Genomic DNA, 21,970 nt, shown 5'->3' with positions numbered 1-21,970 from the left:
GGCGCGCCGAGACCTCGACCGTCCCGCAGAAAAAACGCCGTCCCGGGAAGGATCCCGGGACGGCGCCGACGCAGAAACTGCGCCAAGGTCTCTCCCCGGCGCGCTTCCATTCCGATCAGAGCAGGTCGCGCACCTTGGCGGCCACGGCCTCGGCGGTGATGCCGAAATGCGCGTAAAGCTCGCCTGCCGGGGCGGATGTCCCAAAGCTCGACATGCCGACGAACCCGGCCTTGGCCTCGCGGCCGCGCTCGCCAAGGAGCCACTGGTCCCAGCCCTGGCGCACGGCGGCCTCGACGGCCACGCGGACGGGGCCACCGGGAAGCACGCGCTTGCGATAGGCGGCGTCCTGCGCGGCAAAGAGCTCCATGCAGGGCATCGACACCACGCGCACGCCGATCCCCTCGGCCTGAAGGATGTCGCGGGCGTCCATCGCGATGGACACTTCCGACCCGGTCGCCATCAGGATCGCCTGGCGCTTGCCGGTCGCATCGGCCAGCACGTAGGCGCCTTTTTCGACCAGGTTGGCGGTCTTGTGCTCGGTGCGCACCGTGGGCAGGTTCTGGCGGCTCAGCGCCAGGGTCGAGGGCGTCGACTTCTGGGTCAGCGCCACTTCCCAGGCCTCGGCGGTTTCCACCGCGTCGGCGGGCCGGAAGACCAGCATGTTGGGGGTCGCGCGCATCATCGCCAGGTGTTCCACCGGCTGGTGGGTCGGCCCGTCCTCGCCCACGCCGATCGAGTCGTGGGTCATGACATATTGCACCGAGATCCCCATCAGCGCCGACAGGCGCATCGAGGGACGGGCATAGTCGGTGAAGGTGAAGAAGGTGCCGCCATAGGGGCGCACGCCGCCATGCAGGGCCATGCCGTTCATCGCGGCGGCCATGGCGTGTTCGCGGATGCCGTAATAGACGTAGCGGCCCTTGCGGTTATCGACGTCGAAGACGCCCATGTCGCCGGTCTTGGTGTTGTTCGAGCCGGTCAGGTCGGCCGAGCCGCCGATGGTCTCGCCGACCACGGGGTTGATCACCTCCAGCGCCATTTCGCTGGCCTTGCGGGTCGCGACCTTGGGCGCGGTTTCCGAGACCTGCTTCTTCAGGGCCTTGATGGTGGCTGAGAGCTTCTTGGGCATGTCGCCGGCAAAGGCGCGGACGAAATCGGCCTGCTTGGCATTGGACAGCATCGCCACACGCGCTTCCCATTCTTCGCGGGCTGCGGCGCCGCGGGCACCGATGGCTTCCCATTCGGCCTTGAGCTCGGCAGGGATCTCGAAGGGTCCATAGGCCCAGCCATAGGCCTCCTTGGCGGCCTGAAGCTGCGCGGCGTCGGTCAGCGCGCCATGGCCCTTGGAGGTGTCCTGCGCGGCGTGACCGATGGCGATATGGGTCTTGCAGGCGATCATGGCCGGGCGCGGGCTGGCCTTGGCCGCGGTGATGGCCGCGTCGATCGCTTCGGGGGCATGGCCGTCGCATTCGAATACGTCCCAGCCCGACGCCTTGAAGCGCGCGACCTGGTCGGTGCGGTCCGACAGGCTCACCTTGCCGTCGATGGTGATGTCGTTGTTGTCCCACAGCACGATGAGGCGGCTCAGCTCGTGCCGCCCGGCAAGGCCGATCGCTTCCTGGCTGATGCCTTCCATCAGGCAGCCGTCCCCGGCGATGCAGTAGGTGTAGTGGTCCATCACCTTGGCGCCCCACCGGGCGCGCAGGTTTTCCTCGGCCATGGCGAAGCCCACGGCATTGGCGATGCCCTGGCCAAGCGGGCCGGTGGTGGTCTCGACACCCGAAACATGGCCGAACTCGGGATGGCCGGCGGTGATCGCGCCCAACTGGCGGAAGTTCCTGACCTGCTCCAGCGTCACGTCGGCATAGCCGGTGAGGTGCAGCAGCGAATAGATCAGCATGGAGCCATGGCCCGCCGACAGGATGAAGCGGTCGCGGTCGGGCCAGCGCGGAGTGCTCGCGTCGAACTTGAGGTGCTTCTCGAACAGCACGGTGGCGACATCGGCCATGCCCATGGGCATACCGGAATGGCCGGAATTGGCGGCGGCGACGGCGTCGAGCGTGAGGGCCCGGATGCAGGTGGCCTTGCGCCAATGCGCGGGGTTCTGGGCGGCGAGGGCGGAGAGATCCAAGGGTCGCGTCCTTCTAGGTTCGTGTGAACGGGCTCGCGCGGGGGTTTAGCAGAGGGGGGACAGAGTGCAAGCACGCCGCGCACCCCCTGGGCGCGAAAATGCGCGGCCTTTCCGCCAAATCGGCCCCTCAAGGGCCGGAAACGGTTGCAAAACGCCCCCGGATGCGATTCGCTATGGGCGAGGGTCGGCGGGCAGGCCGGGCCTCGCCAAAGGCGCGTTAAAGACCGGTCCGGCCCGCGCCCCCGGACGGCAAGACAACAAGAGGCGTGGCAGAGAATGAGCGAGACCACGGATCTGGAGCAGATCGCAGCGCTGGAACAGCGCATCACCACGGCGCTCGACCGGATTGCGCGCGGGGTCGCCGCGCGGGGCGCGGTCATGGCACCGGGCGATGCGGGCAGCGGGGAAACCACCGGTGAACTGGAAGAGCGCCTGGAGGCGCTGAGCGCGGCGCTGGAGGAAACCCAGGCCGCCCTTCACACCGAACAAAGCGCCAATGCGGAGCTGCGCGAGCGCGTGCGCGCGGTCGAGGCCGCAAGGCAGGCCGATGCCGACGAGGCGGCGCGCCAGCTCTCGGCCCTGACCGAGGAACTGGACAGCGCGCGGGCAGGGGCCTTTGCCGCCCCGGCGGACGCGGGGGGTGATGACGCTGCGAGCGAGGCCATCGAAAGCCAGCTCGAACGCCACCGCGAAGTGGAAAACGTGCTGCGCCGCCGGATCGTGCGCCTGCGCGACGAACTCAAGGCCATGCGCAAGGAGCGCAACGCCGCCACCGAACAGCTGGACGAGGTGCAGGGCAAGCTCGACCAGTTGCAGGCGCTGGTCGACAGCAGCGCGCCCGAAGCCTCGGGCGAACTGGCGCGCCTGCGCGACAGCAACCGTGCCCTGCGCGACACGATCGACGAATTGCGCGATGCGGTCGCGGGCGAGGGTGCCCCCGACAGCGACCTGGTGACCGCAGCCCTCGCGGCCGAGCTGGAAAGCCTGCGCGCCGAGCGCGCCTCGGAAGCCGCCGAAGCCCGCGCGATCCTGTCCGAGATTCGCCCCGTGCTGGAAGGAGGCGCCGCCGATGCCTGAGATCGAGATTCATATCGGGGGCCGCCCCTTTTCCGTGGCCTGCCAGGCGGGCGAAGAGCCTTTCCTGCAAGCCGCGGCGCGGATGCTGGACACCGAGGCCAGCGTGATCCTGGGCCAGATCGGCCGGATGCCGTCAGAGCGCATGCTGCTGATGGCGGGGCTTATGCTGGCCGACAAGACCGCGGGGCTCGAAGAGGATCTGCAAAAGGCGCAGGAAACCATTGCCGCGCGTGAACGGGCCCTGGCAGATGCGGAGCAGCGCCTGGCCGACCGGGCGCGGCGCATCTCGGACCTTGAGACCGCCCCGCCGCCGGACCCCGAACAGGTTTCTGTCCCGGTCATCCCGTCTTCGGTGACGGATAGCCTGGCCGAGCTTGCCGCCCGCGCCGAGGCGCTGGCGCTGGAGCTTGAAGAGGATGACAGCCAGGGCTGAGAGGCCCGGCGAATGTCCGATCAGGCGGCCCCTTCGGGGGCCGTTTTGCTGTCGTCCCGCCAAAGCCACAGCGCGGCGGCAAGGCTGACGAGGCTGGCCAGGAAGAGGATCAGCAGAAGATCGCGGTCGGCCGTGGCAGGGGCCAGAACCTGGCCCGTCAGCGTGCTCAGCACCGCGCCGCCTGCCACCACCAGCGCCCCGGTGATCCCGGCGATGCTGCCCGCAAGCTCGGGGCGCAGCGACATCGCGCCCGACTGGGTCGATGGCATGGTGAGCCCGTTGCCGATGCCCACGAAGAGCGTCGCACCGAAAACCACGCCGAGATTGCCCATGCCGGCCAGCACCGCGCCCAGCCCAACCGCCAGCCCCGCCGTGGCGCTGATACGCCCGGCCAGGATCATCCGCGCGATACCCACCTGTGCGGCCAGGCGCGCCGACAGGAAGCTGCCCGCCAGGAAACCGCCGGTGACCGATCCGACGGCCACCCCTACCCAGGCGGGCGAAAGCCCGAACACCTGCGAGGCCACCAGCGGCGCCCCGGCCAGGAAGACGTAGAAAAGCCCGGTGGAAAAGATCATCGCCAGCGCGAAGGCCCAGAAGCGGGGCAACCCAAGGAGCGTTCCGAGAGCGCGCGCCATCTGCCGGAAGCCGCCACCCGCGCGCGCGCCGGTTTCGCCCAGGTCATGCCAGCACAGCCCGAAAAGCACCGCCCCCGCCGCAAGGTAGGCCCAGAAGATCGCGCGCCAGCCGAAGGCCGCATCCAGAAGCCCGCCCAGAAGCGGTCCCAGCATCGGGGCCACCGCCATCGCCATCGACAGAAGCCCGATCCGCGCCGCGGCCTCTTCGCGCGGATAGATGTCGCGGGTGATCGCCAGCGCCATGGCGAAGCAGGAAATCACCGCCCCCTGCGCCAGCCGCGCGCCCAGGAAGGCGGCAAAGCCCTCGGCAGACAGGCAAAGCGCCGAGGCGAGGGTGAATATGGCCAGCGAGGTCAGCACCACGGGGCGCCGCCCGAAGCGGTCCGACAGGGGGCCCGCGATGACCTGCACGAAGGCGGTCAGCGCCAGGTAGGCCCCCACGGCCAGGGTCGCGGTGCCATAATCCACGCCCATCTCGGCCGAGATTGCCGGAAGCGAGGGCAGGATCATGTTGAGCGTGAGAGGGGCGAGCGCGGTAAGCCCCACCAGCGTCCAGAAGCCCGGCGGGCTTTGGGCAGGGCGGCCCGCTGTCATGCGCGCCGCGCGCCCAAGGCCCGGCTCAGCCCGCGAAGAGGGGCGCGAGCAGGCGCTCGGCCTCGTCGCGGGGTTGAGCCAGCCCTTCGCGCGGCTCGCCGGGATGGAACCGGGCGCGCACCGCCGTTGGCATCGGCTTGGGCGACAGCAGTTCCACGCGCGGCCCGTGCTTGGCGCTTTCGGCCTGCCAGCGTGTCACCAGCGCCCGCTGCGCGGCCTTCGACATGGCATAAGCCCCGCCATACATGGCCTCGCCCTCGTCATCGAAGAAGATCGCGGTGGCCTTGTCCGAGGGCGCGATGAGCGGCCCCACCATGGAGATGAGCCGGGCGGTCGCGCGGATATTGGTGGCGATGTTGGCGTCGAGATCCTTTTCGCGGATCTGGCCCGCCGGCGTCAGCGCGGTGGCATGGATCGCGGCATGAACCCAGATATCGGCCTTGCCCCACCGATCGTGGATCGAGCGGCACAGATGCGCCATCGCCGCCTCGTTGGCCACGTCCATCGGGGCCAGCGTCGCCGAGCCGCCTGCCGCCTGTATGCGGTCGTCGAGTTCTTCCAGCCCGCCGGTGGTGCGCGCCACGGCAACCACATGGGCCCCGCGCGCGGCGAGCCATTCTGCACAGGCGGCCCCAAGGCCGCGCGAAGCGCCGGTGACAAGTGCGATCCGGCCGTCGAGAGCTTTGCTGTTCATGGCTGCGGGTGATGGCGGGTTTGCGCGGGCTTGGCAAGGGGGCTCGCACATGGGGCGCGGCCCGTTAGCCGCTTGACTTTGCGCATGGGGGCAGGGAAAACGACCGTCAAAGGGGAAATTCTACGCATGAGGAGACGCGCATGAGCCGCGAAACGACCCTGAGCCAGGCCCTGATCGGCACCAGCAGCTTCGCCCGACAGGTGATGATGGTGCTGGCCGGATCGGCCTTCATCGCAGTTGCCGCCCAGATCTCGGTGCCGATGTTCCCGGTTCCGATGACCCTGCAAACGCTGGCCATCCTGATGGTGGGCTTCGCCTATGGCTCGCGCCTTGGCGCAGCGACGCTGGTGGCCTATCTCGCCGAGGGCGCCATGGGCCTGCCCGTCTTCGCCAACGGCATGAACGGTGCCGCCTTCTTCGGTCCGACCGCGGGCTTCCTGCTTGGTTTCGTGGCCATGGCCTGGGCTGCCGGTTGGGCTGCCGAGCGCGGCATTGCCAAGGGCGTTGCCGGCACCGCGCTGGCGGGCCTCGTCATCTCGGCGCTGCTCTACGTGCCTGGCCTGGCCTGGCCGATGGCCGTCGCAGGCGCCTTCGGCGTCGAGGCCAGCTGGATCGGCAACGAGTTCACCAGCTACTACTGGACCTATTTCATGGCACCGTTCCTCGTGGGCGACGCCGTGAAGGCCGGCATCGCGGCCCTGCTGGTCGCGGGCGGCTGGAAGGCGCTGTCGCGCGGCTGATCCCGCGCCGACAGGTCACACGGATCGAAACGCCGCCCTTCGGGGCGGCGTTTTCCTTTGGCAGCGGGGGCGTGGCGCGCTAGCTGTTGACGCGTGTGACGAGGGTGGTGGTCGACCATGACAGAGCGGATCATCGAGCGGGTCATCGGCAGCATGCGCGACGATCTTGCCGCGCGGCTTGCGGAGGGCAATCCCCCCGAGGCGGGGCTGTCCGTCATGATGCTGGAGCCCGCGCAGGGACCGGCTGGCGACGTGGTCCTGGTTCATGCACGCAACGTGGTGGTGGCGCCCGCGCTTGGGCTGGTGCTGGATGGCCGGTCTTACACGCCCCTTTTCGCGCCGGCAGCCCAGGTGCCGGATGCCGCCATTGCCCGGACACAGGCCCGGGCCGCGCGGGCCGGGACCTTGCCCCGGATCGCCCGCGCGGCGCTTTGGTGCGGGGCCGGGGCCGCGCGCAACTATGGGCATTTCATCTTCGACGGTCTGACCGGGCTGGCGGCCCTGGACGCACGGGGACTGCTGACACGCTACCCGCCGCTTGACCCGCGCCTGACGCGCTGGCAGCGCGAATTGCGGGCGCTGGCAGGCTTGCCCGCGTCCCCTGGCACGACCATCCGGGCCCCGCTGATCCGCGTGGACGAGCTGATCTACACCGATTGCCTCAACTACTACCTGCACCGGGCGGGCGGTCTCTTTGCCGCGCTTGCGGCCCGGTTCGATGCGGCGCGATCCGAGATCGGGGCCGAGGCCGGAGCCGGGGCCGGGGGCGAAGAGGTGGTCTATCTCTCGCGCCGGGGCTTCACGGGCCGTATCGTGGTGAACGAGCGCGCCCTGGAGCGGGCGCTGGCCGCGCGCGGCGTGCGGGTGCTGAGACCCGAACGGCTGAGCGTGGCCGCGCAGGCCAGGGCAATGGCGCGCGCGCGGCTGGTGATCGGGGCCAGCGGCGCGGGGCTGGCCAACATGGTCTTCATGGCGCCGGGGGCCCGGCTTCTGGAACTGCGCCCCGACCCGGTGCGCGAGCCCTGGATGGCGCTCGCGTCGGCGGCGCGGGGGATCGGGCACGATGTGCTGGCCCTCGAAGGACCGCTGCCTCGGGCTGACATCCCGGCCGTCCAAAGGCTGCGGCAATGGCCACGGCGGCTGACGGGCCGCTATCACTATGCGCTGAAGGCCGATATCGACGCGGTGCTGGCGCGGATCGGGTGAGGCCCGGCAGGGATCGGCCCGCCTTCCGCGGGCCGACCGGGGCGCGCGCCGCGTCGACCCCCGCAGGGCGCGGGGGCACTCCTTGACGCGCAGTTGCCACGGAAGGGCGAAGAGGGACGGCGCAGACCGATGGGCCGACGCGCCACGCGGGGCTTTTCAGGCGCGGGACGCGTGCAGGCGGGTCAGGGCCGCTTCGCAAAGGCCGAGCTCGAGCCACTGGCAGCCGGCGCAGAGCCGCTCCAGGCTGCCCGGCGGCACGTTGTCGAGGATGCGCTGCTGCGCCGCGCCCCAGGTCAGCCGTTCGCGCGGTTTCAGCCGCAGCGCGGCGGCATGGGCGCGGTCGAGCGTGGCAATGGCGGCCTGGTTCGTGCAAAGCCGTCCGCGCCGCTTGGGGCAGGGGGTGCAGATGTCGTCGGTCGCGCCGGTGGTCTCGATCATCACATCCGCGCCACCGGGCGCGCGCAGCCGGTCCACGACGATAGCGGTCATGTTGGCGGTGAACGCATCGGAATAGCCCTTGCCCTCGTAGCCAAGCGCGCAGAGAAAATGATGCGGCCGGAAGCGCAGCGGGGCCGGGACAGGGGCCGGGGCCGTTTCGTCCCGGACCTCAGGCATTTTCCTTGAGCGTGAGCCGCCCGGCATTCACCACGTCGGTGGGCTTCACCGGGTAATCGCCCGAGAAGCAGGCATCGCAGTAGCGCGGGCATTTGGGGTTGCGGCCCTCGGCCTCGCCCACAGCGCGATACAGCCCGTCGAGGGAAATGAACTTGAGGCTGTCCACGCCGAGATGGTGGCACATTTCCTCTTCGCTCATGGTCGCGGCCAGGAGCTTTTCACGCTGCGGGGTATCGACACCGTAGAAACAGGGCCAGGCGGTTGGCGGGCTGGCGATGCGGAAATGGACCTCGGCGGCCCCGGCATCGAGGATCATTTCCTTGATCTTTCGGCTGGTGGTGCCGCGCACCACGCTGTCATCGACGAGAATGACCCGCTTGCCGCGAATGAGCGCCCGGTTGACGTTGAGCTTCAGCCGCACGCCCATGTTGCGGATCTGCTCGGTTGGCTCGATGAAGGTCCGGCCCATATACTGGTTGCGGATGATCCCCATGGCGTAGGGAATGCCCGATTGCAGCGAAAAGCCGATGGCCGCGGGTGTGCCGCTATCGGGCACCGGGCAGACAAGATCGGCCTCGACCGGGGCTTCCTTGGCCAGTTCGCGGCCGATTGCCTCGCGGGTTTCGTAGACGGACCGGCCCCCGAGAATGGAATCGGGGCGCGAGAAATAGACATGCTCGAAGATGCAGGGGCGCGAGGGGCGCTGTTCGAACGGATGGAAGCTCTCGACGCCGGCGGCAGTGATCACCACCATCTCGCCCGGTTCGATCTCGCGCACGAATTCGGCGCCGATGATGTCGAGCGCACAGGTTTCCGAGCTCAGCGCCCAGCCATCACCGACCTTGCCCAGAACCAGCGGGCGTACGCCAAGCGGATCGCGCACACCGATGAGCTTGGTGCGCGTCATGGCAACGACCGAGAAGGCGCCCTCGACCCGGCGCAGCGCGTCTTTCATGCGTTCGGGGATGGTCTTCTGGTAGCTGCGCGCCATCAGGTGAATGATGCATTCGCTGTCCGACGAGCTTTGGAAGATCGAGCCGCGCCCGATAAGTTCGCGCCGAAGCTCCTCGGCATTGACGATATTGCCGTTATGCGCAATCGCGGCGCCGCCCATGGCGAACTCGCCGAAGAAGGGCTGCACGTCGCGGATCGCGGTGTTGCCCTTCGATCCGGCGGTGGAATAGCGCACGTGGCCGATGCCGATGGGGCCGGGCAGCGTGGCCATCACGTCGGCCGAGGTGAAGTTGTCGCGCACGTAGCCGAAGCGCCGGGCCGAGTTGAAACCCTGCTCGGGGTCGTGGGTCACGATACCCCCCGCTTCCTGGCCGCGATGCTGCAGGGCATGAAGGCCGAGGGCCACGAAATTCGCTGCGTCGGTGACACCGATCACACCGAAGACACCGCACTCCTCCTTGAGCTTGTCGTCATCGAACGGATGGCTCAGGAAGGGCTTGTCGAGGTCACGCATGGGGGGGAGGGCTCCGCGTTTACCGATTCCGCGCCCGTATAGACGCCCGGGCAGCATAAGTCACCTGTGACAGTTATGTGAAATCGCGATTTCTTCCACCCGTCGCGGTTTGATCCCGGTCTCAGAAGAGACCGGGGGCGATCATTAGGGCGGCAAGGCCCGCCAGCGCCAGCGACGGCAGCAGCCTGAATGCGGCCTTTCGCGCGTTCGAAAGATGTCCTGTCTGGGGAATAGCCCCCCGTGACCCGCGCTCAGTTCGCGGGCGCGGGGCCGCAGCTGTTCACCAGTTCCTCGTAGCGCTGCACGATCCAGCCGGGCGCGTCAGAGGGGATCTGCTCTTCGATCCGGGTCTGCATGACCTGGAAGATCTCGGCCGAGCGGCTGTCGGAGATCATCGCGATCGGCTCGTTGCCGACCACGCGGTCATAGGCTATGAGCGCCACGACGATCAGCAGCACACCGCGCGCCACCCCGAAGAGAAAGCCAAGCCCCGCATCGACACCGCCGATCGAGGAATGCTGGACCGCAGAGGAAAAGAGCGGCGTGAAGAGCGAGATCACCACGAGCGCCACCGCAAAGACCGCCGCGAAGGCCGCGATCACCGCCAACTCGCAGGACCCGTTCAGGAAATCGCCCAGGTAGGGGATCTCGAACATCAGTTCCTTGGCGCGCGGCGCGAACAGGAAGGCCACGATGGCGGCAATGATCCAGCCCGCGATGGACAGCGCCTCGCGCACGAAGCCGCGCGAATAGGCCAGGATTGCGGAAATCACGATCACGCCGGCCACGACCCCGTCGAAGATGGTAAAGCCTTCCATTCTCTTACTCGTCTCCCTGTGGCCCGGGGCTTAGCCCGCGCCGAATATATCACCAGTGAACCGGGCAAGGTCCGGCATCAGTTTCAAATCCATATCAGCCCGATCGGTGATTTTGCATCCTTCGGGTGCGATTGCCGACGAAAAACCAAGTTTCCGGGCTTCTTTCAACCTGTTTTCCGCCTGCGACACCGGTCGGAGCGCGCCAGACAGGCTCAATTCGCCGAAAACCACGCATGTGGCGGGCAGGGCGGCGTCCTCTCGCGCAGACAGAAGCGCGGCCGCAACGGCAAGGTCGGCCGCCGGTTCCGAGATGCGCATGCCGCCCGCGATGTTGAGATAGACATCGAGTCCCTGGAAACTGATGCCGACCCGCGCCTCAAGCACGGCCAGGATCATCGACAGGCGCCCGCCATCCCAGCCCACGACCGCGCGGCGCGGCTGGCTGAGCGAAGAGGGCGCCACCAGCGCCTGCACCTCGACCAGGACGGGCCGCGTGCCCTCGATGCCCGCGAAGACCACCGAGCCCGGCGCGCGTTCATTGCGGTCTGACAGGAACAAGGCCGAGGGGTTCGGCACTTCCGACAGCCCGCCCCCCGTCATTTCGAAGACGCCGATTTCATCGGCAGGCCCGAAGCGGTTCTTGACGCTGCGAAGGATGCGGAACTGGTGGCCGCGCTCGCCCTCGAAATAGAGCACCGTATCGACCATGTGCTCGACCACGCGGGGGCCCGCGATCTGGCCTTCCTTGGTGACATGGCCCACCAGCATCACGCTGACGCCTTTGCGCTTTGCGAAGCTCACCAGTTCATGCGCGGCGGCGCGGACCTGGCTGACCGATCCCGGCGCGCTGTCCACGGTGTCGAGCCACATGGTCTGGATCGAGTCGATGATGGCAAGGTCGGGCTTTTCGGCGTCGAGCGTTGTCAGGATCTCGCGCAGGTTGGTTTCGGCGGCCAGTTTGACAGGGCTGTCTGCGAGGCCGAGGCGCTGTGCGCGCATGCGCACTTGGGCGGTCGCCTCCTCGCCCGAGACATAGATGACCTTGAGCCCCGCCCGCGCGAAACTGGCGGCGGCCTGCAAAAGAAGCGTCGACTTGCCAATGCCAGGATCGCCACCCACAAGGGTGGCGCTTGCCCCCACCAGCCCGCCACCAAGCACCCGGTCGAGTTCCGCGATGCCCGATCCGTCGCGTTCGGGCGGGTGTTCCTCGGTCGCGAGGTCGGTCAGCGCCATGCCCTTGCCCTTGCGCCCGCCAAGCGCCTTGGCGCCCGGCCCGGCCGACAGCGGCGCCTCTTCGACGATCGTGTTCCATTCCCCGCAGGCATCGCAGCGCCCGGCCCACTTCTTGTGGGTGGCGCCGCAGGCGGTGCAGGTGAACTGGGTGAGCGGCTTGGCCATGCCCCCGGCTTAGCCGAAGGCCCCGCGCTTGGCCAGTGCCGAGGTGGCCAGCGAGATGGCGAAGGAAGCCAGGACGCATCCGGTAAAGAGCCACAGACCCCAGGCAGGTTCTACCCGGCCCAGGCCCACGCCCCGGGCAAGCGTGATATAGATCGCGATCAGGAACACGTCGGCCATGGCGAGCTTGCCAAGCGCCGTGAGCGGGCCCGCCAGGCGGCTGTCGGCCGCCCGGAAATGGATCATCGCCAGACCGGCCGTCTTGACGATCGGGGCCACGATGGCAAAGAGCGCCACGACCAGCGCCAGCAGGATATCTTCCTGCCAAAGCGCCTCGATCCCCGAGAGGACCGAGATCTCGGACAGTCCGAACAGCGGCAGAAGCCCCGCCCGCATCAGTGGCGCGATCCAGGCCAGTGGAAAGAGGACGAGAAGCGAGAGATTGAGCGCGGCGAGGGTCAGTCGGGTCATGACAGGCAGATGGGGCGAGCGGTGCGCGAGTGCAAGACAGTGGCGCGGAGCGCAGACCGCGGGAGCGAGGGGCCAGCCCCTCGCGCTCCCCGGGGTATTTTTACAAAGAAGACGGGCAGGGCGCGCGCGTTAAGGTTAATGGGCGGGGAGTAACGACTTGGTAAGGATCACAGCGCGCCCAGTTGCCACAGGAGGAAGAGTCCGATCGCCAGGGTCAGCGCCGCGCGCAGCGCCAGTTCGCGCCAGTTGGGGCGGTGGAGGTCGGCCAGGCCGCGGTGAAAGCCGTAAGCCAGCCCGCCGCCGATCAGAACGCCTGCCGGGGCCGCCTGGCCCGACAGGCCCAGGACAGCGCCCGCGATCAGGAGGATGATCCCGCCGGCCGCGGGGGGGGCTGCGCGCCGGACCAGGTTCAGCGCCATGCCCTTGCGGCGGGCCTTGAGTTTTTCGCCCACCAGGCGGCGCAGCCAGCTCAGCCCGGTGATCGCGGCGTAGAGGAGGAGAAAGACGGCAAGCGGCAGGGCGAGGGCGAGAGGGTCCATACGTGGCATTCCTTGTGACTGCGTCCTGATCTAGGCCGTGCGGGTGCGGGTCACCAGTGGGCAGGTCAGCGCACCGCCTCGATCGGCCCCTCCGCCGAGCCGGTGATGAACTGGCGCAGGTAGGGGTCATCGGCGCTGTCCATCCCGGCCACGGGGCCTTCCCACCGAATGACACCGCCATGGAGCATCGCCACCCGGTCGGCGATGGCGCGCACCGAGCTCATGTCATGGGTGATGGTCATGGCGGTGGCGCCCATCTCGACCACGATTTCGCGAATGAGCTCGTTGATGACGCCCGCCATGATCGGGTCGAGCCCGGTTGTGGGTTCATCGAAGAAGATGACCTGCGGCTCGGCCGCGATGGCGCGAGCCAGCCCCACGCGCTTCTGCATGCCGCCCGAAAGCTCTGCGGGGAACTTGTCGGCCACGTCGGGCGTCAGGCCCACGCGGCGCAGTTTTTCCACCGCGATCTCTCGGGCTTCTCCGGCGGACCGTTTCAGTGAACCGCGCAGGAGCCGGAAGGCCACGTTCTGCCACACGGGCATGGAGTCGAACAGCGCCCCGCCCTGGAAGAGCATGCCGAACTTGGCGAGGAAGGCATCGCGCTCGGCGCGGGCCACGTCTTCGCCATCGAGCAGGATCGTGCCGCTGTCGGGCTTCACCAAGCCGAGGATGCATTTCAGCAGCACCGATTTCCCGGTGCCCGATCCGCCGATGATCACCGTGGATGTGCCGGTTTCCACCGTCAGATCAACGCTTTGCAACACGTGGTTGGGGCCGAAGGCTTTGTGAAGGGCGCTGATCTCGATCATGACGTGAAAAACAGCCCCGTCAGCAGGTAGTTGGTGGCCAGGATCAGGATCGAGGCCGACACCACGGCATTGGTGGTGGCCTTGCCCACGCCGCGCGCCCCCCGGCCCGAGTGCATCCCGTGATAGCAGCCCATCAGGGCCACCACGAAGCCGAAGACCGCGCCCTTGATAAGACCCGAGACCACGTCCCATGTTTCCAGGAAATCGGCGGTATTGTGCAGGTAGTTGGCCGGGTTGAAGCCAAGCCGCGTGGTGCCCACGAGGTAGCCTCCGAAAATGCCGATGGAATCGCCCACGGCCACGAGAACGGGCAGGGTCAGCGTGGCGGCCAGAACGCGCGGCACGGTGAGGTATTTCATCGGGTTGGTCGACAAGGTGACCAGCGCATCGATCTGCTCGGTCACTTTCATCGTGCCGATCTCGGCGGCGATGGCGGCGGCGACGCGTCCGGCCACCATGAGCCCGCCCAGAACCGGGCCAAGCTCGCGCGCGATGCCGATGGCGACGATCGAGGGCACCACGGTTTCGGCATTGAAGCGCGACCCGCCCGCGTAGATCTGCAAGGCCAGCGCGCCGCCGGTGAAAAGCGCGGTCAGCCCCACCACGGGAAGCGACAGCCAGCCGATCTGCAGCACCTGCATGGCAAATTCACGCGGGTACCACGGCGGCGTCAGCACATGGCGCAGCACCTGGGCAGCGTAGATCGCCACCCGGCCGATCGAGGCCAGAAGTGCGAGGGTGGAGCGGCCGAGCGCCGCGAGGGGGGCGGTCAGGATCACGCCGCGTCTCCGCTGTATCGGCGCGCGTAGCGGGGGCCGAGCGAGGTCAGGATTTCATAGCCGATGGTCTGGGCCGCGTCTGCCAGCTGGTCCACAGTCTGATGGGGCCCGAGAATGTCGAGATGATCGGGCAGCTCGGGCAGGTCGGTCACATCGACGGTCAGCAGGTCCATCGATACGCGTCCCGCCAGCTTGCAGGGCGTGTCCCCGGCCCACAGATGCGCCACATCGCTCATTTTTCGGATGAGCCCATCCGCGTAACCTGCTGACAGGGTTGCAATTTTAGAGGGTCTTGCGGCGGTCCACGTGGCGGAATAGCCGACGGTTTCGCCGGGGGCGAGGTCGCGCACCTGGATCACGGGCAGCGACAGGCGCAGCACGGGCGTTGCCTCTTCGAAGGGGAAGCCGCCGTAAAGCCCCACGCCGGGGCGGCAGAGGTCGAAGTGGTAGGCGGACCCAAGAAGAATGCCGCCGGTGGCCGACAGGCTGCGGCGCGCGGCAACGCCTTGGGTCATCTCGGTGAAGGCGGCCAGTTGCGCGGTGTTCTGCGCGTGATCGGGCTCATCGGCGCAGGCCAGGTGGCTCATGACCAGCGTCAGCGGCCCGGCCTCCAGTTCGCTGCGCAGGCCAGCCCACTCGGCGGGTTCCATGCCAAGCCGGTTCATGCCGCTGTCAAGCTGCACGCCATAGCCGGCCCCCGGTAGGGCGGCGCGGTGGCGCGTGACCTGTTCGGCGCTGTTCAGCATCGGAACAAGCCCCGCGTCGCGGATCAGGGCGGTGTCGCCCGCCATGTGGCCGGAAAAGACATTTATCTCGGGGCCTTGCCCAAGCGCCGTGCGCAGGCTGGCCCCTTCCTCGGCGGTGGCCACGAAGAAACGGCGCACGCCGGCCCGCGCCAGGCGCAGCGCCACTTTCCCGGCGTCCAGCCCATAGCCGTCGGCCTTGACCACGGCAGCGGTTTCCACCGCGGTTTTCGCGTCGAGCGCGGCCCAGTTGGCCGCGACCGCATCAAGATCGATATGAAGAGTTCCAGTCGCCATGTGGCCTTGTTTCGCGCGGGGGGCGACGGGTCAAGCCCCCTTGGCGTCCTTGTGGGCGTCATAGCCCGCTTCCAGCTCGCTGCGCAGGAAGTCGGCAAAGAGGAGCGGTGGAAATTCGGGCGCGCCTGTGCCGGGCAGGGGGGCGATCGTGGTATTGACGTTCGGATCGTAGAAAAAAGGGCAGGAATAGCGTTCGCGGCCCGAGCGGTTGATGACCCTGTGCGGCGTGGACAGAAGCCGCCCGTTCGACATCCGGTGCAGCATGTCACCCACATTGACCACGAAAGCCCCCTTCATTGGCGGGGCGTCGACCCAGTGGCCTGCGGGCGTCATTACCTGCAAGCCACCGACCTCGTCCTGCGCCAGAAGGGTGAGGGAACCGAAATCCTTGTGCGGGGCAGAGCCGTAGAGGTCATCGGGCGCCTGCGGCGGCATCGGTGGGTAGTGCAGCAGCCTGAGCCAGATGGTGGGCGTGTCGAAGGCGCGCAGGATCGTGTCGTCCGTCACCCCGATGGCCTGCAAAGCCAGCCGCATGAGCCGTGCGCCAAGGCCGCTCATGGCACGGGCATAGGCTTCGCAGCTGTCGCGGAAGCCGGGCAGGTCGGGCCACCGGTTGGGACCCGAGAGGTAGACGCCCGGATCATGCGCCGCATCCTCGCGCATCATCATGAAGCTCGCGGACTGGTTGGGCCTGGTGACCTCGGCCAGATCGGTCGTCACATCGGTCGAGGTGTTGATCGCGATATAGCCGCGGTGGTTGCGGTTGACGGCAATCGCCTGTTTCGCGGCCATGGGCAGGGCATGAAAGCGGCGGGAGGCGTCAAAGATGCCCTCGCACAGCTCCTCGGGAATGCCGTGATTGACCACGTAGCCGAAGCCCGTCTCGCCATAGGCGCGGGCGAATGCGCGGGCCAGGTCGGTGGTGTCCCGCCCCTCGGTCAGGGGGGCAAGGTCGAGCACGGGGATATCGGTGAATTCCGCCATGATCCCCGGCCCGGACGTCAGTAATCGCCGCCGCTGCCCTGTTGCCAGGGTTTGACGAGGTTGCCGAACTTGGTGAAGCGGCCATCGAAGCTAAGCTCGACCGTGCCGACCGGGCCGTGACGTTGCTTGCCGATAATGACCTCGGCCTTGCCGTGCAGCTGTTCCATGTCCTGCTGCCACTTGGCCATGGCCTCGAGGTTCTCTTCACCCGGTTTCTCGCGTTCCTTGTAGTATTCGCCCCGGTAGACGAACATCACCACGTCGGCGTCCTGTTCGATCGAGCCCGATTCCCGAAGGTCGGACAGCTGCGGGCGCTTGTCCTCGCGGTTTTCCACCTGGCGGCTGAGCTGCGACAGCGCGATCACCGGGATGTTCAGCTCCTTCGCGATGGCCTTGAGGCCCTGGGTGATCTCCGAGATCTCGTTGACCCGGTTTTCGGACCGACCGGAGCCGCGCAGAAGCTGGAGGTAGTCGATGATCAGCAGGTCGAGCCCGAGGCGCGAACGCTTGAGGCGGCGGGCCCGGGCCGCGACCTGGCTGATCGGCAGCGCCGGCGTGTCGTCGATATAGAGCGGGCAGTTTTCCAGTTCCTGCGCAGCGCGCAGGTAGCGCTGGAACTCCTGTTCGTTGAGATCGCCCTTGCGGATCAGTTCCGAGGGCACTTCGGCGGCTTCCGACAGAATCCGCTGCGCCAGCTGCGCGGCCGACATTTCCAGGCTGAAGAAGCCCACGACCCCGCCCGAGAGCGTGCCCTCGGTCCCGTCGGGCTTGGGGCCGCGCTTGAACGCCTTTGCCACGTTGAAGGCGACGTTCGTGGCCAGAGAGGTCTTGCCCATGGAGGGGCGCCCGGCGAGGATCAGAAGGTCCGAGTGATGCAGCCCGCCCATCATCTTGTCCATGTCGACAAGCCCGGTGGACAGGCCCGCCAGCCCGCCGCCGCGGTTATAGGCGGCATTGGCCATCTCGACCGCGTCCGTAAGCGCGCGCAGGAAGCTCTGGAACCCCTTGGAGGCCGTGCCGCTGGAGGCCAGCTGGAAGAGCTGCGCCTCGGCATCGACGATCTGGTCGTCGGGCGAGCTGTGATCGCGGACGGCCGTGGCCTTGTCGGCAATCGACTTGCCCAGGTCGATCAGCGCCCGGCGCAGCGCGAGGTCATGGATGAGCTGCGCGTAATCACGCGCGGCCGAGGTGGCCACGGCGGAGAGCTGCAACCGCAACAGGTATTCCGCCCCGCCAAGCGCCTTCAGGCCGGCGTGATCGGCCATGAAGTTCTTGAGCGTGGTGGCGTCGGTCTGAAGGCCCGAGGTGATGCGCTTGGAGGCGAGCTCGAAGATCTCGGCATGCACGGGGTCGTAGAAATGACCCGGCTTCACCAGGTCCTCGACCCGGTCGAGCACATCGTTGGAGGAGAGAATCGCGCCAAGCAGCTGCTGCTCGGCCTCGACATTCTGAGGAAGGTCAGCGGTTTCAGCGGGTTGCGGCAGGTTGTTTGCCACGGTGCTGATCTCGTTCATCGCTGCTCCCCTCGTTTTCTCGTTGTCCCTAAGGCTCGTTGCATAGCAAATCCGGGCAGGGCGCGGCAATCTGGATATCCTGTGGATAGCCTGTGCAAAAGCCGGTGGGGCGGGCATGTCCATGCCCGCGATCCTTAGGTTTCAAGGGTTTGCGTGCCTGATCAGCCCTTCGCGCGGGCTGCACGCCAGGCCTCGGGATCCTTGAGGAAGCGTTCGACCGAGTCGAGCGTTGCGGCGTCGAAATCGCCTGCCCGGCGCGCCTCGGCCAGCACGTCCCACCAGGTGCAGAGATAGTGCAGTTCCACCCCGTGCGCGCGCAGGTTGGGCACCGTGTCTTCGAAGATGCCGTAGTAGAAGATCACCGCCGTGTGGCCGCAGGTGGCGCCGGTCTTTCGGATCGCGTCGACGAACTTGAGCTTCGAGCCGCCATCGGTGGTCAGGTCCTCGATCAGCAAAACCCGGTCGCCCTCGTTCATCTGGCCTTCGATCTGCGCGTCGCGGCCGTAGCCCTTGGGCTTCTTGCGCACATAGGTCATGGGCAGCGCCATGCGTTCAGCGACAAAAGCAGCAAAGGGAATGCCCGCGGTTTCGCCGCCCGCTACATTGTCGAAGGCCTCGAGCCCTGCGTTGCGGAACACGGTGCAGGTCAGGAAATCCATCAAGGTGGAGCGGATGCGCGGGAAGCTGATCAGCTTGCGGCAGTCCACGTATGTGGGTGCTTCCTTGCCGTTGGAGTGCACGAAGGGCGTTTCGGCGTTGAAATGCACCGCCTTGATGTCCAGCAGCATACGCGCGGTCAGTTGGGCGATGGTGGCCTGATCGGGGTAGGTGGCTGGGATCATCTGTCGTCTCTCGTGGCTGGCCGGGATGCCTCCGGCGGGGGTATTTGGTCAAAGAAGAAGGGTCAGGCAACGCGCCAGTAGAGCGGGTGGCCGGGGTCGAAGACGGTCACGGGGCCCTCGCCGGTGTCAATCCTGGCGGGGTAGGCGACGGGCTGGTCGTCTTTCACGAGCGTGATGGTCTCGTCATTGGGGGCCAGCCCGTAGCGTGCGGGGCCATGGAGCGAGGCAAAACCTTCGAGCCGGTCGAGCGCGCCTTCCTCCTCGAAGACATGGGCAAGGCAGGCCATGGAGTTGGTCGCGGTGAAGCAGCCCGCGCAGCCGCAGGCGCTTTCCTTGTTGGGGTCGGTATGCGGCGCGCTGTCGGTGCCGAGGAAGAAGCGCGGATTGCCCGAGGTCGCGGCCTTGCGCAGCGCCTCCATGTGCTCGCGCCGCTTGGCCACCGGCAGGCAGTAGTAATGCGGCTTGATCCCGCCCACGAGGATGTGGTTGCGGTTGATCATCAGGTGGTGGGCCGTGATCGTGCCCGCGATATCGCCCTCGGCCCCCGCCACGTAGTCGATCCCGTGCGAGGTGGTGACATGTTCCAGCGTCACTTTCAGCCCCGGAATGCGGCGGCGGAGCGGATCGAGCACGGTCTCGAGAAAGACCTGCTCGCGGTCGAAGATATCCACGTCCTGGGTGGTCACTTCGCCGTGGATGCAGAGCGGCAGGCCGATTTCGGCCATCTTTTCCAGCACGCCCTGAACCTTGCCGAAATCGGTGACGCCCGAGGCGGAATTGGTTGTGGCCCCGGCCGGGTAGAGCTTGACCGCCGTCACCAGTCCGCTGGCATGGGCGGCGGCGACATCTGCGGGGTCGGTCTCTTCGGTCAGGTAGAGCGTCATCAACGGCTGGAAGGTCATGCCCTCGGGGATCGCGGCGAGGATCCGGTCTCGGTAGGCGGCGGCCTGCGCTCCGGTCACGACCGGCGGCACCAGGTTCGGCATGATGATCGCGCGGGCGAAATGGCGCGCGGTTTCGGGCAGGACTCCGGCCAGCATCGCGCCATCGCGCAGGTGCAGGTGCCAGTCATCGGGGCGGCGGATCGTCAGGCTTTCGGTCATGGCGCTTGCGCTACACCGGATTGGTGGCCCATGCAAAGGGAAAGCGCCAAGAGGAGGCCCGATGCAACGGCTGAGCTACCGCCCCGGACCCATCTGGCCCCCGGTGCTGCTGAGCGGGGGCAAACCCTGGCAGGCGCGTCCGCCCGTCGAGTTTGAGCAACTGCTTGCCGATCCGTGACGCGCCGCGCGATGCCGCAGTGCAACAGGATTGCGCCCCATCTATGCTGCCCCTGCAAAGCAATTTTCCGCGAACGGGCATGCAAGATGTTTCTCAGCTTTCTCCTCGGCCTCCTGGCCGGCTATTGCGAACCCCTGGCCAAGCCGCATGTGCAAAAGGCGATCGAGGATGTCTTTGACCTGCGCTTCCCCGTGGAGCGCAGCGAATACGACATGCTTGCGCTGCTGATCCTGCTTGCGGTCGCGGCGATCCTGGCGGCGATCCTGTCCACGGTGTCGACGCTGCCCCTTCTGGCGGGCGGTTTCCTGGGGCTCTTTGGCAAGCGCCTGTGGGCGGCCCTGAACGAGGTGCATATTCGCCCCGGCCCGCGCCAGGACAACTGATCGGCGCGAAAATTTGAACCCTTGCAGCCCGGTGCGCGTCCCATGGGGGACGGTGCGCCGCCGACTTGCACAGCCGCGCGCCATTGTTTCGCAACCGGGGCTGGTCAAGAAGGGATTTGCAGACAACAATGCCACCCGAGGCCTTGGCGTCATCCCGCGCCAAGGGGCCATGTAAACATCCAGCCCCCGGTCAACGGGGCGCGGACCCGATTGCCGCCCGCATCTCACATTACCGGAGGTTCCAGCCATGACGATCAAGACATTTTTCAAGACCACCCTTGGCCTCGCGGCGCTGCTGCTTGGCTCTTCCGCTGCTCTGGCAGAGTGCCCGACCGGAATGGGCGATACAGGCGACAGCGTCTACATGAGCTTCGATGATTTCTACGTCCGCTTCGACAGGCTGGCCGATGGCAGCGTGATCGAGGACGAGGTTTACCTGACCGATGGCACCGGCTTCCGCGTGCATTCGGTTACTGGCGCCTTCGTGCTGCAATCCTGGGATACCCGCTATGGCGGGATCGTCCAGGGCAGTTCGGAAACCACGACCTATGCCGTGGGGGTCGATGCGCTGCCCACGCTCTTCCCGGGGCAGACCTGGTCGGGCAGCACCGTGCGCCAGCATGAAGACGGCACCACCAACGTGGAAACCGTGGCCGTCCAGGTGGACGGCGAGATCACCCTTCTGATCGGTGATTGTTCCTACCAGGCCTGGCCGATGCTGGTGACCACCACGGGCACCGATGGCGCGGCCTTCCTCGACCGGCTGACCTACCTGCCGAGCCTGGGCTTCGCGATCTATCACGGCGGGGCCGATGCAGGCGAGCCTTTCACCCCTGAACAGCCCATGGCGATCTCGACCGAGCCGCCGATGCTGGATAACGAGGGCAACCTGATCTTCGGGGGCGGAATGGGCCAGCCCATGCCGGGCAATCCCACGCCTGCCGCGCCTCCGGGCGCACCGGCACCGGGCGGCAACAAGTAACCGGCCCAAAGGCACAGCAAGACGCCCGCAGCATCCCTGCGGGCGTTTCATCTTGATGGAAGAAGGGATCAGGCCGAGGGCGGCCCGCCGGCCTCCAGCGTCATCATCGCGCGGGCGAAATGGGCGTCGCCGGTGGCCGCAAGCCCCCGTTGCGCGACGATCAGCGGCAGCATCGTGCCGCCGCGTTCCTCGGCGCGCAGCAACAGCCGCTTGAGATAGTCGGGATGGCTCTGGCGCAGTTGCCGTGTGATCTGGGAAAAGCGCAGCGGGGTCATGCGGCCATTGGCCGTGGCCTTCAGCACCCGGTCGAGATTTCCCCCTTTTTCCAGCAGCCGCAACAGGTTGCGACCGCCGCCGCGAAAGCGAAGGCGGGTCACGTTGCGGCCCCGGAACTGCGCCGCATGCGCGGCATCCAGCAATTCGCAGGGATCATAGACGATCACGGCCTGCGCGGCCGTTGCCACCGACTTGGCGGCATCGCCGAAATGGTGGCTGAAATCCTTGCGCCAGGCATTGCGGAAGCGGATCTCGAAG

22 protein-coding genes and 1 pseudogene are annotated in these 21,970 nt (G+C 67.4%); 6 read left to right on the top strand and 17 right to left on the bottom strand.

The genetic code is table 11. The features are described from left to right. Positions 1–115 precede the first annotated feature (115 nt). Positions 116–2,131: a transketolase gene (tkt, locus tag ACEQXV_RS17365; protein WP_370270216.1), complete on the bottom strand. Its 2,016-nt coding sequence runs from the start codon at positions 2,129–2,131 to the stop codon at positions 116–118. A gap of 276 nt (positions 2,132–2,407) precedes the next feature. On the opposite strand from tkt, the gene ACEQXV_RS17360 reads away from it, so the two are divergent. Both ACEQXV_RS17360 and ACEQXV_RS17355 read left to right on the top strand, forming a co-directional pair. Further along, positions 2,408–3,208: a hypothetical protein gene (locus ACEQXV_RS17360; RefSeq protein ID WP_370252737.1), complete on the top strand. Its 801-nt coding sequence runs from the start codon at positions 2,408–2,410 to the stop codon at positions 3,206–3,208. Next, on the top strand, positions 3,201–3,641 hold the full coding sequence (locus ACEQXV_RS17355; protein ID WP_370252738.1) for a cell division protein ZapA: 441 nt from the start codon (positions 3,201–3,203) through the stop codon (positions 3,639–3,641). The genes ACEQXV_RS17360 and ACEQXV_RS17355 overlap by 8 nt, the downstream gene beginning before the upstream one ends. 20 nt (positions 3,642–3,661) lie before the next feature. Here the strand turns inward: ACEQXV_RS17355 and ACEQXV_RS17350 are convergent, their stop codons facing one another. Continuing rightward, positions 3,662–4,873, bottom strand: a complete 1,212-nt coding sequence (locus ACEQXV_RS17350; RefSeq protein WP_370270215.1) for an MFS transporter — start codon at positions 4,871–4,873, stop codon at positions 3,662–3,664. A gap of 25 nt (positions 4,874–4,898) precedes the next feature. Further along, on the bottom strand, positions 4,899–5,567 hold the full coding sequence (locus ACEQXV_RS17345) for an SDR family NAD(P)-dependent oxidoreductase (protein WP_370270214.1): 669 nt from the start codon (positions 5,565–5,567) through the stop codon (positions 4,899–4,901). 140 nt (positions 5,568–5,707) lie between these two features. Here ACEQXV_RS17345 and ACEQXV_RS17340 point away from each other — a divergent pair, with 140 nt between their 5' ends. Beyond that, positions 5,708–6,307, top strand: coding sequence for a biotin transporter BioY (locus ACEQXV_RS17340; protein WP_370270212.1), 600 nt, complete (start codon positions 5,708–5,710; stop codon positions 6,305–6,307). 117 nt (positions 6,308–6,424) lie between these two features. After that, positions 6,425–7,513: a DUF563 domain-containing protein gene (locus ACEQXV_RS17335; RefSeq protein WP_370270211.1), complete on the top strand. Its 1,089-nt coding sequence runs from the start codon at positions 6,425–6,427 to the stop codon at positions 7,511–7,513. 156 nt (positions 7,514–7,669) lie between these two features. On the opposite strand, the gene ACEQXV_RS17330 is transcribed toward ACEQXV_RS17335, so the two are convergent. The 13 genes from ACEQXV_RS17330 to pyrC form a co-directional block, all read right to left on the bottom strand. Further along, a complete protein-coding gene (locus ACEQXV_RS17330) occupies positions 7,670–8,128 on the bottom strand; it encodes a DUF1284 domain-containing protein (RefSeq protein ID WP_370270210.1) in 459 nt (152 codons plus the stop codon). Beyond that, positions 8,121–9,596 (bottom strand): amidophosphoribosyltransferase, encoded by a 1,476-nt coding sequence (gene purF, locus ACEQXV_RS17325; RefSeq protein WP_370270209.1) that lies wholly within the window; start codon positions 9,594–9,596, stop codon positions 8,121–8,123. The genes ACEQXV_RS17330 and purF overlap by 8 nt, the downstream gene beginning before the upstream one ends. A gap of 251 nt (positions 9,597–9,847) precedes the next feature. Further along, complete coding sequence (locus ACEQXV_RS17320) at positions 9,848–10,414, bottom strand: CvpA family protein (protein ID WP_370270208.1); 567 nt, start codon at positions 10,412–10,414, stop codon at positions 9,848–9,850. A 30-nt stretch (positions 10,415–10,444) separates the two neighbouring features. Continuing rightward, entirely contained in the window at positions 10,445–11,812 is a 1,368-nt protein-coding gene (gene radA, locus ACEQXV_RS17315; protein WP_370270206.1) for a DNA repair protein RadA, read from the bottom strand. 9 nt (positions 11,813–11,821) lie between these two features. Then, positions 11,822–12,280, bottom strand: a complete 459-nt coding sequence (locus tag ACEQXV_RS17310) for a paraquat-inducible protein A (RefSeq protein WP_370270205.1) — start codon at positions 12,278–12,280, stop codon at positions 11,822–11,824. A 167-nt stretch (positions 12,281–12,447) separates the two neighbouring features. Beyond that, a complete protein-coding gene (locus ACEQXV_RS17305; RefSeq protein WP_370270204.1) occupies positions 12,448–12,819 on the bottom strand; it encodes a hypothetical protein in 372 nt (123 codons plus the stop codon). A gap of 65 nt (positions 12,820–12,884) precedes the next feature. Further along, the gene (locus tag ACEQXV_RS17300; protein WP_370270202.1) at positions 12,885–13,631 is read right to left on the bottom strand and encodes an ABC transporter ATP-binding protein; all 747 of its coding nucleotides are present in this window, start codon (positions 13,629–13,631) and stop codon (positions 12,885–12,887) included. Next, complete coding sequence (locus tag ACEQXV_RS17295; RefSeq protein ID WP_370270201.1) at positions 13,628–14,410, bottom strand: MlaE family ABC transporter permease; 783 nt, start codon at positions 14,408–14,410, stop codon at positions 13,628–13,630. The genes ACEQXV_RS17300 and ACEQXV_RS17295 overlap by 4 nt, the downstream gene beginning before the upstream one ends. Further along, positions 14,407–15,450: an alanine racemase gene (gene alr, locus ACEQXV_RS17290; protein WP_370270200.1), complete on the bottom strand. Its 1,044-nt coding sequence runs from the start codon at positions 15,448–15,450 to the stop codon at positions 14,407–14,409. The genes ACEQXV_RS17295 and alr overlap by 4 nt, the downstream gene beginning before the upstream one ends. A gap of 30 nt (positions 15,451–15,480) precedes the next feature. After that, a complete protein-coding gene (locus ACEQXV_RS17285) occupies positions 15,481–16,434 on the bottom strand; it encodes an isopenicillin N synthase family dioxygenase (RefSeq protein WP_370270198.1) in 954 nt (317 codons plus the stop codon). Positions 16,435–16,451: 17 nt separating this feature from the next. Further along, positions 16,452–17,948, bottom strand: coding sequence for a replicative DNA helicase (locus ACEQXV_RS17280; protein ID WP_370270197.1), 1,497 nt, complete (start codon positions 17,946–17,948; stop codon positions 16,452–16,454). A gap of 161 nt (positions 17,949–18,109) precedes the next feature. Further along, the gene (locus tag ACEQXV_RS17275) at positions 18,110–18,790 is read right to left on the bottom strand and encodes an orotate phosphoribosyltransferase (RefSeq protein ID WP_370270196.1); all 681 of its coding nucleotides are present in this window, start codon (positions 18,788–18,790) and stop codon (positions 18,110–18,112) included. A gap of 62 nt (positions 18,791–18,852) precedes the next feature. Beyond that, positions 18,853–19,893: a dihydroorotase gene (gene pyrC, locus ACEQXV_RS17270; RefSeq protein WP_370270194.1), complete on the bottom strand. Its 1,041-nt coding sequence runs from the start codon at positions 19,891–19,893 to the stop codon at positions 18,853–18,855. 264 nt (positions 19,894–20,157) lie between these two features. On the opposite strand from pyrC, the gene ACEQXV_RS17265 reads away from it, so the two are divergent. Then, a complete protein-coding gene (locus ACEQXV_RS17265; protein ID WP_370270193.1) occupies positions 20,158–20,454 on the top strand; it encodes a hypothetical protein in 297 nt (98 codons plus the stop codon). A gap of 247 nt (positions 20,455–20,701) precedes the next feature. Continuing rightward, positions 20,702–21,436 carry a hypothetical protein gene (locus ACEQXV_RS17260; RefSeq protein WP_370270192.1) on the top strand — a complete coding sequence of 245 codons (735 nt, stop codon included), beginning with the start codon at positions 20,702–20,704 and terminating at the stop codon, positions 21,434–21,436. A gap of 68 nt (positions 21,437–21,504) precedes the next feature. Here the strand turns inward: ACEQXV_RS17260 and ACEQXV_RS17255 are convergent. Then, positions 21,505–21,970: pseudogene (locus tag ACEQXV_RS17255) on the bottom strand (hypothetical protein); the annotation flags it as partial.

Origin of the sequence: Nioella sp., assembly GCF_964229645.1 — a bacterium.
Lineage (GTDB): Bacteria > Pseudomonadota > Alphaproteobacteria > Rhodobacterales > Rhodobacteraceae > Nioella.
The sequence above is the reverse complement of the archived record's forward strand: the minus strand, read 5'-3'. Positions and strand labels throughout refer to the sequence as shown.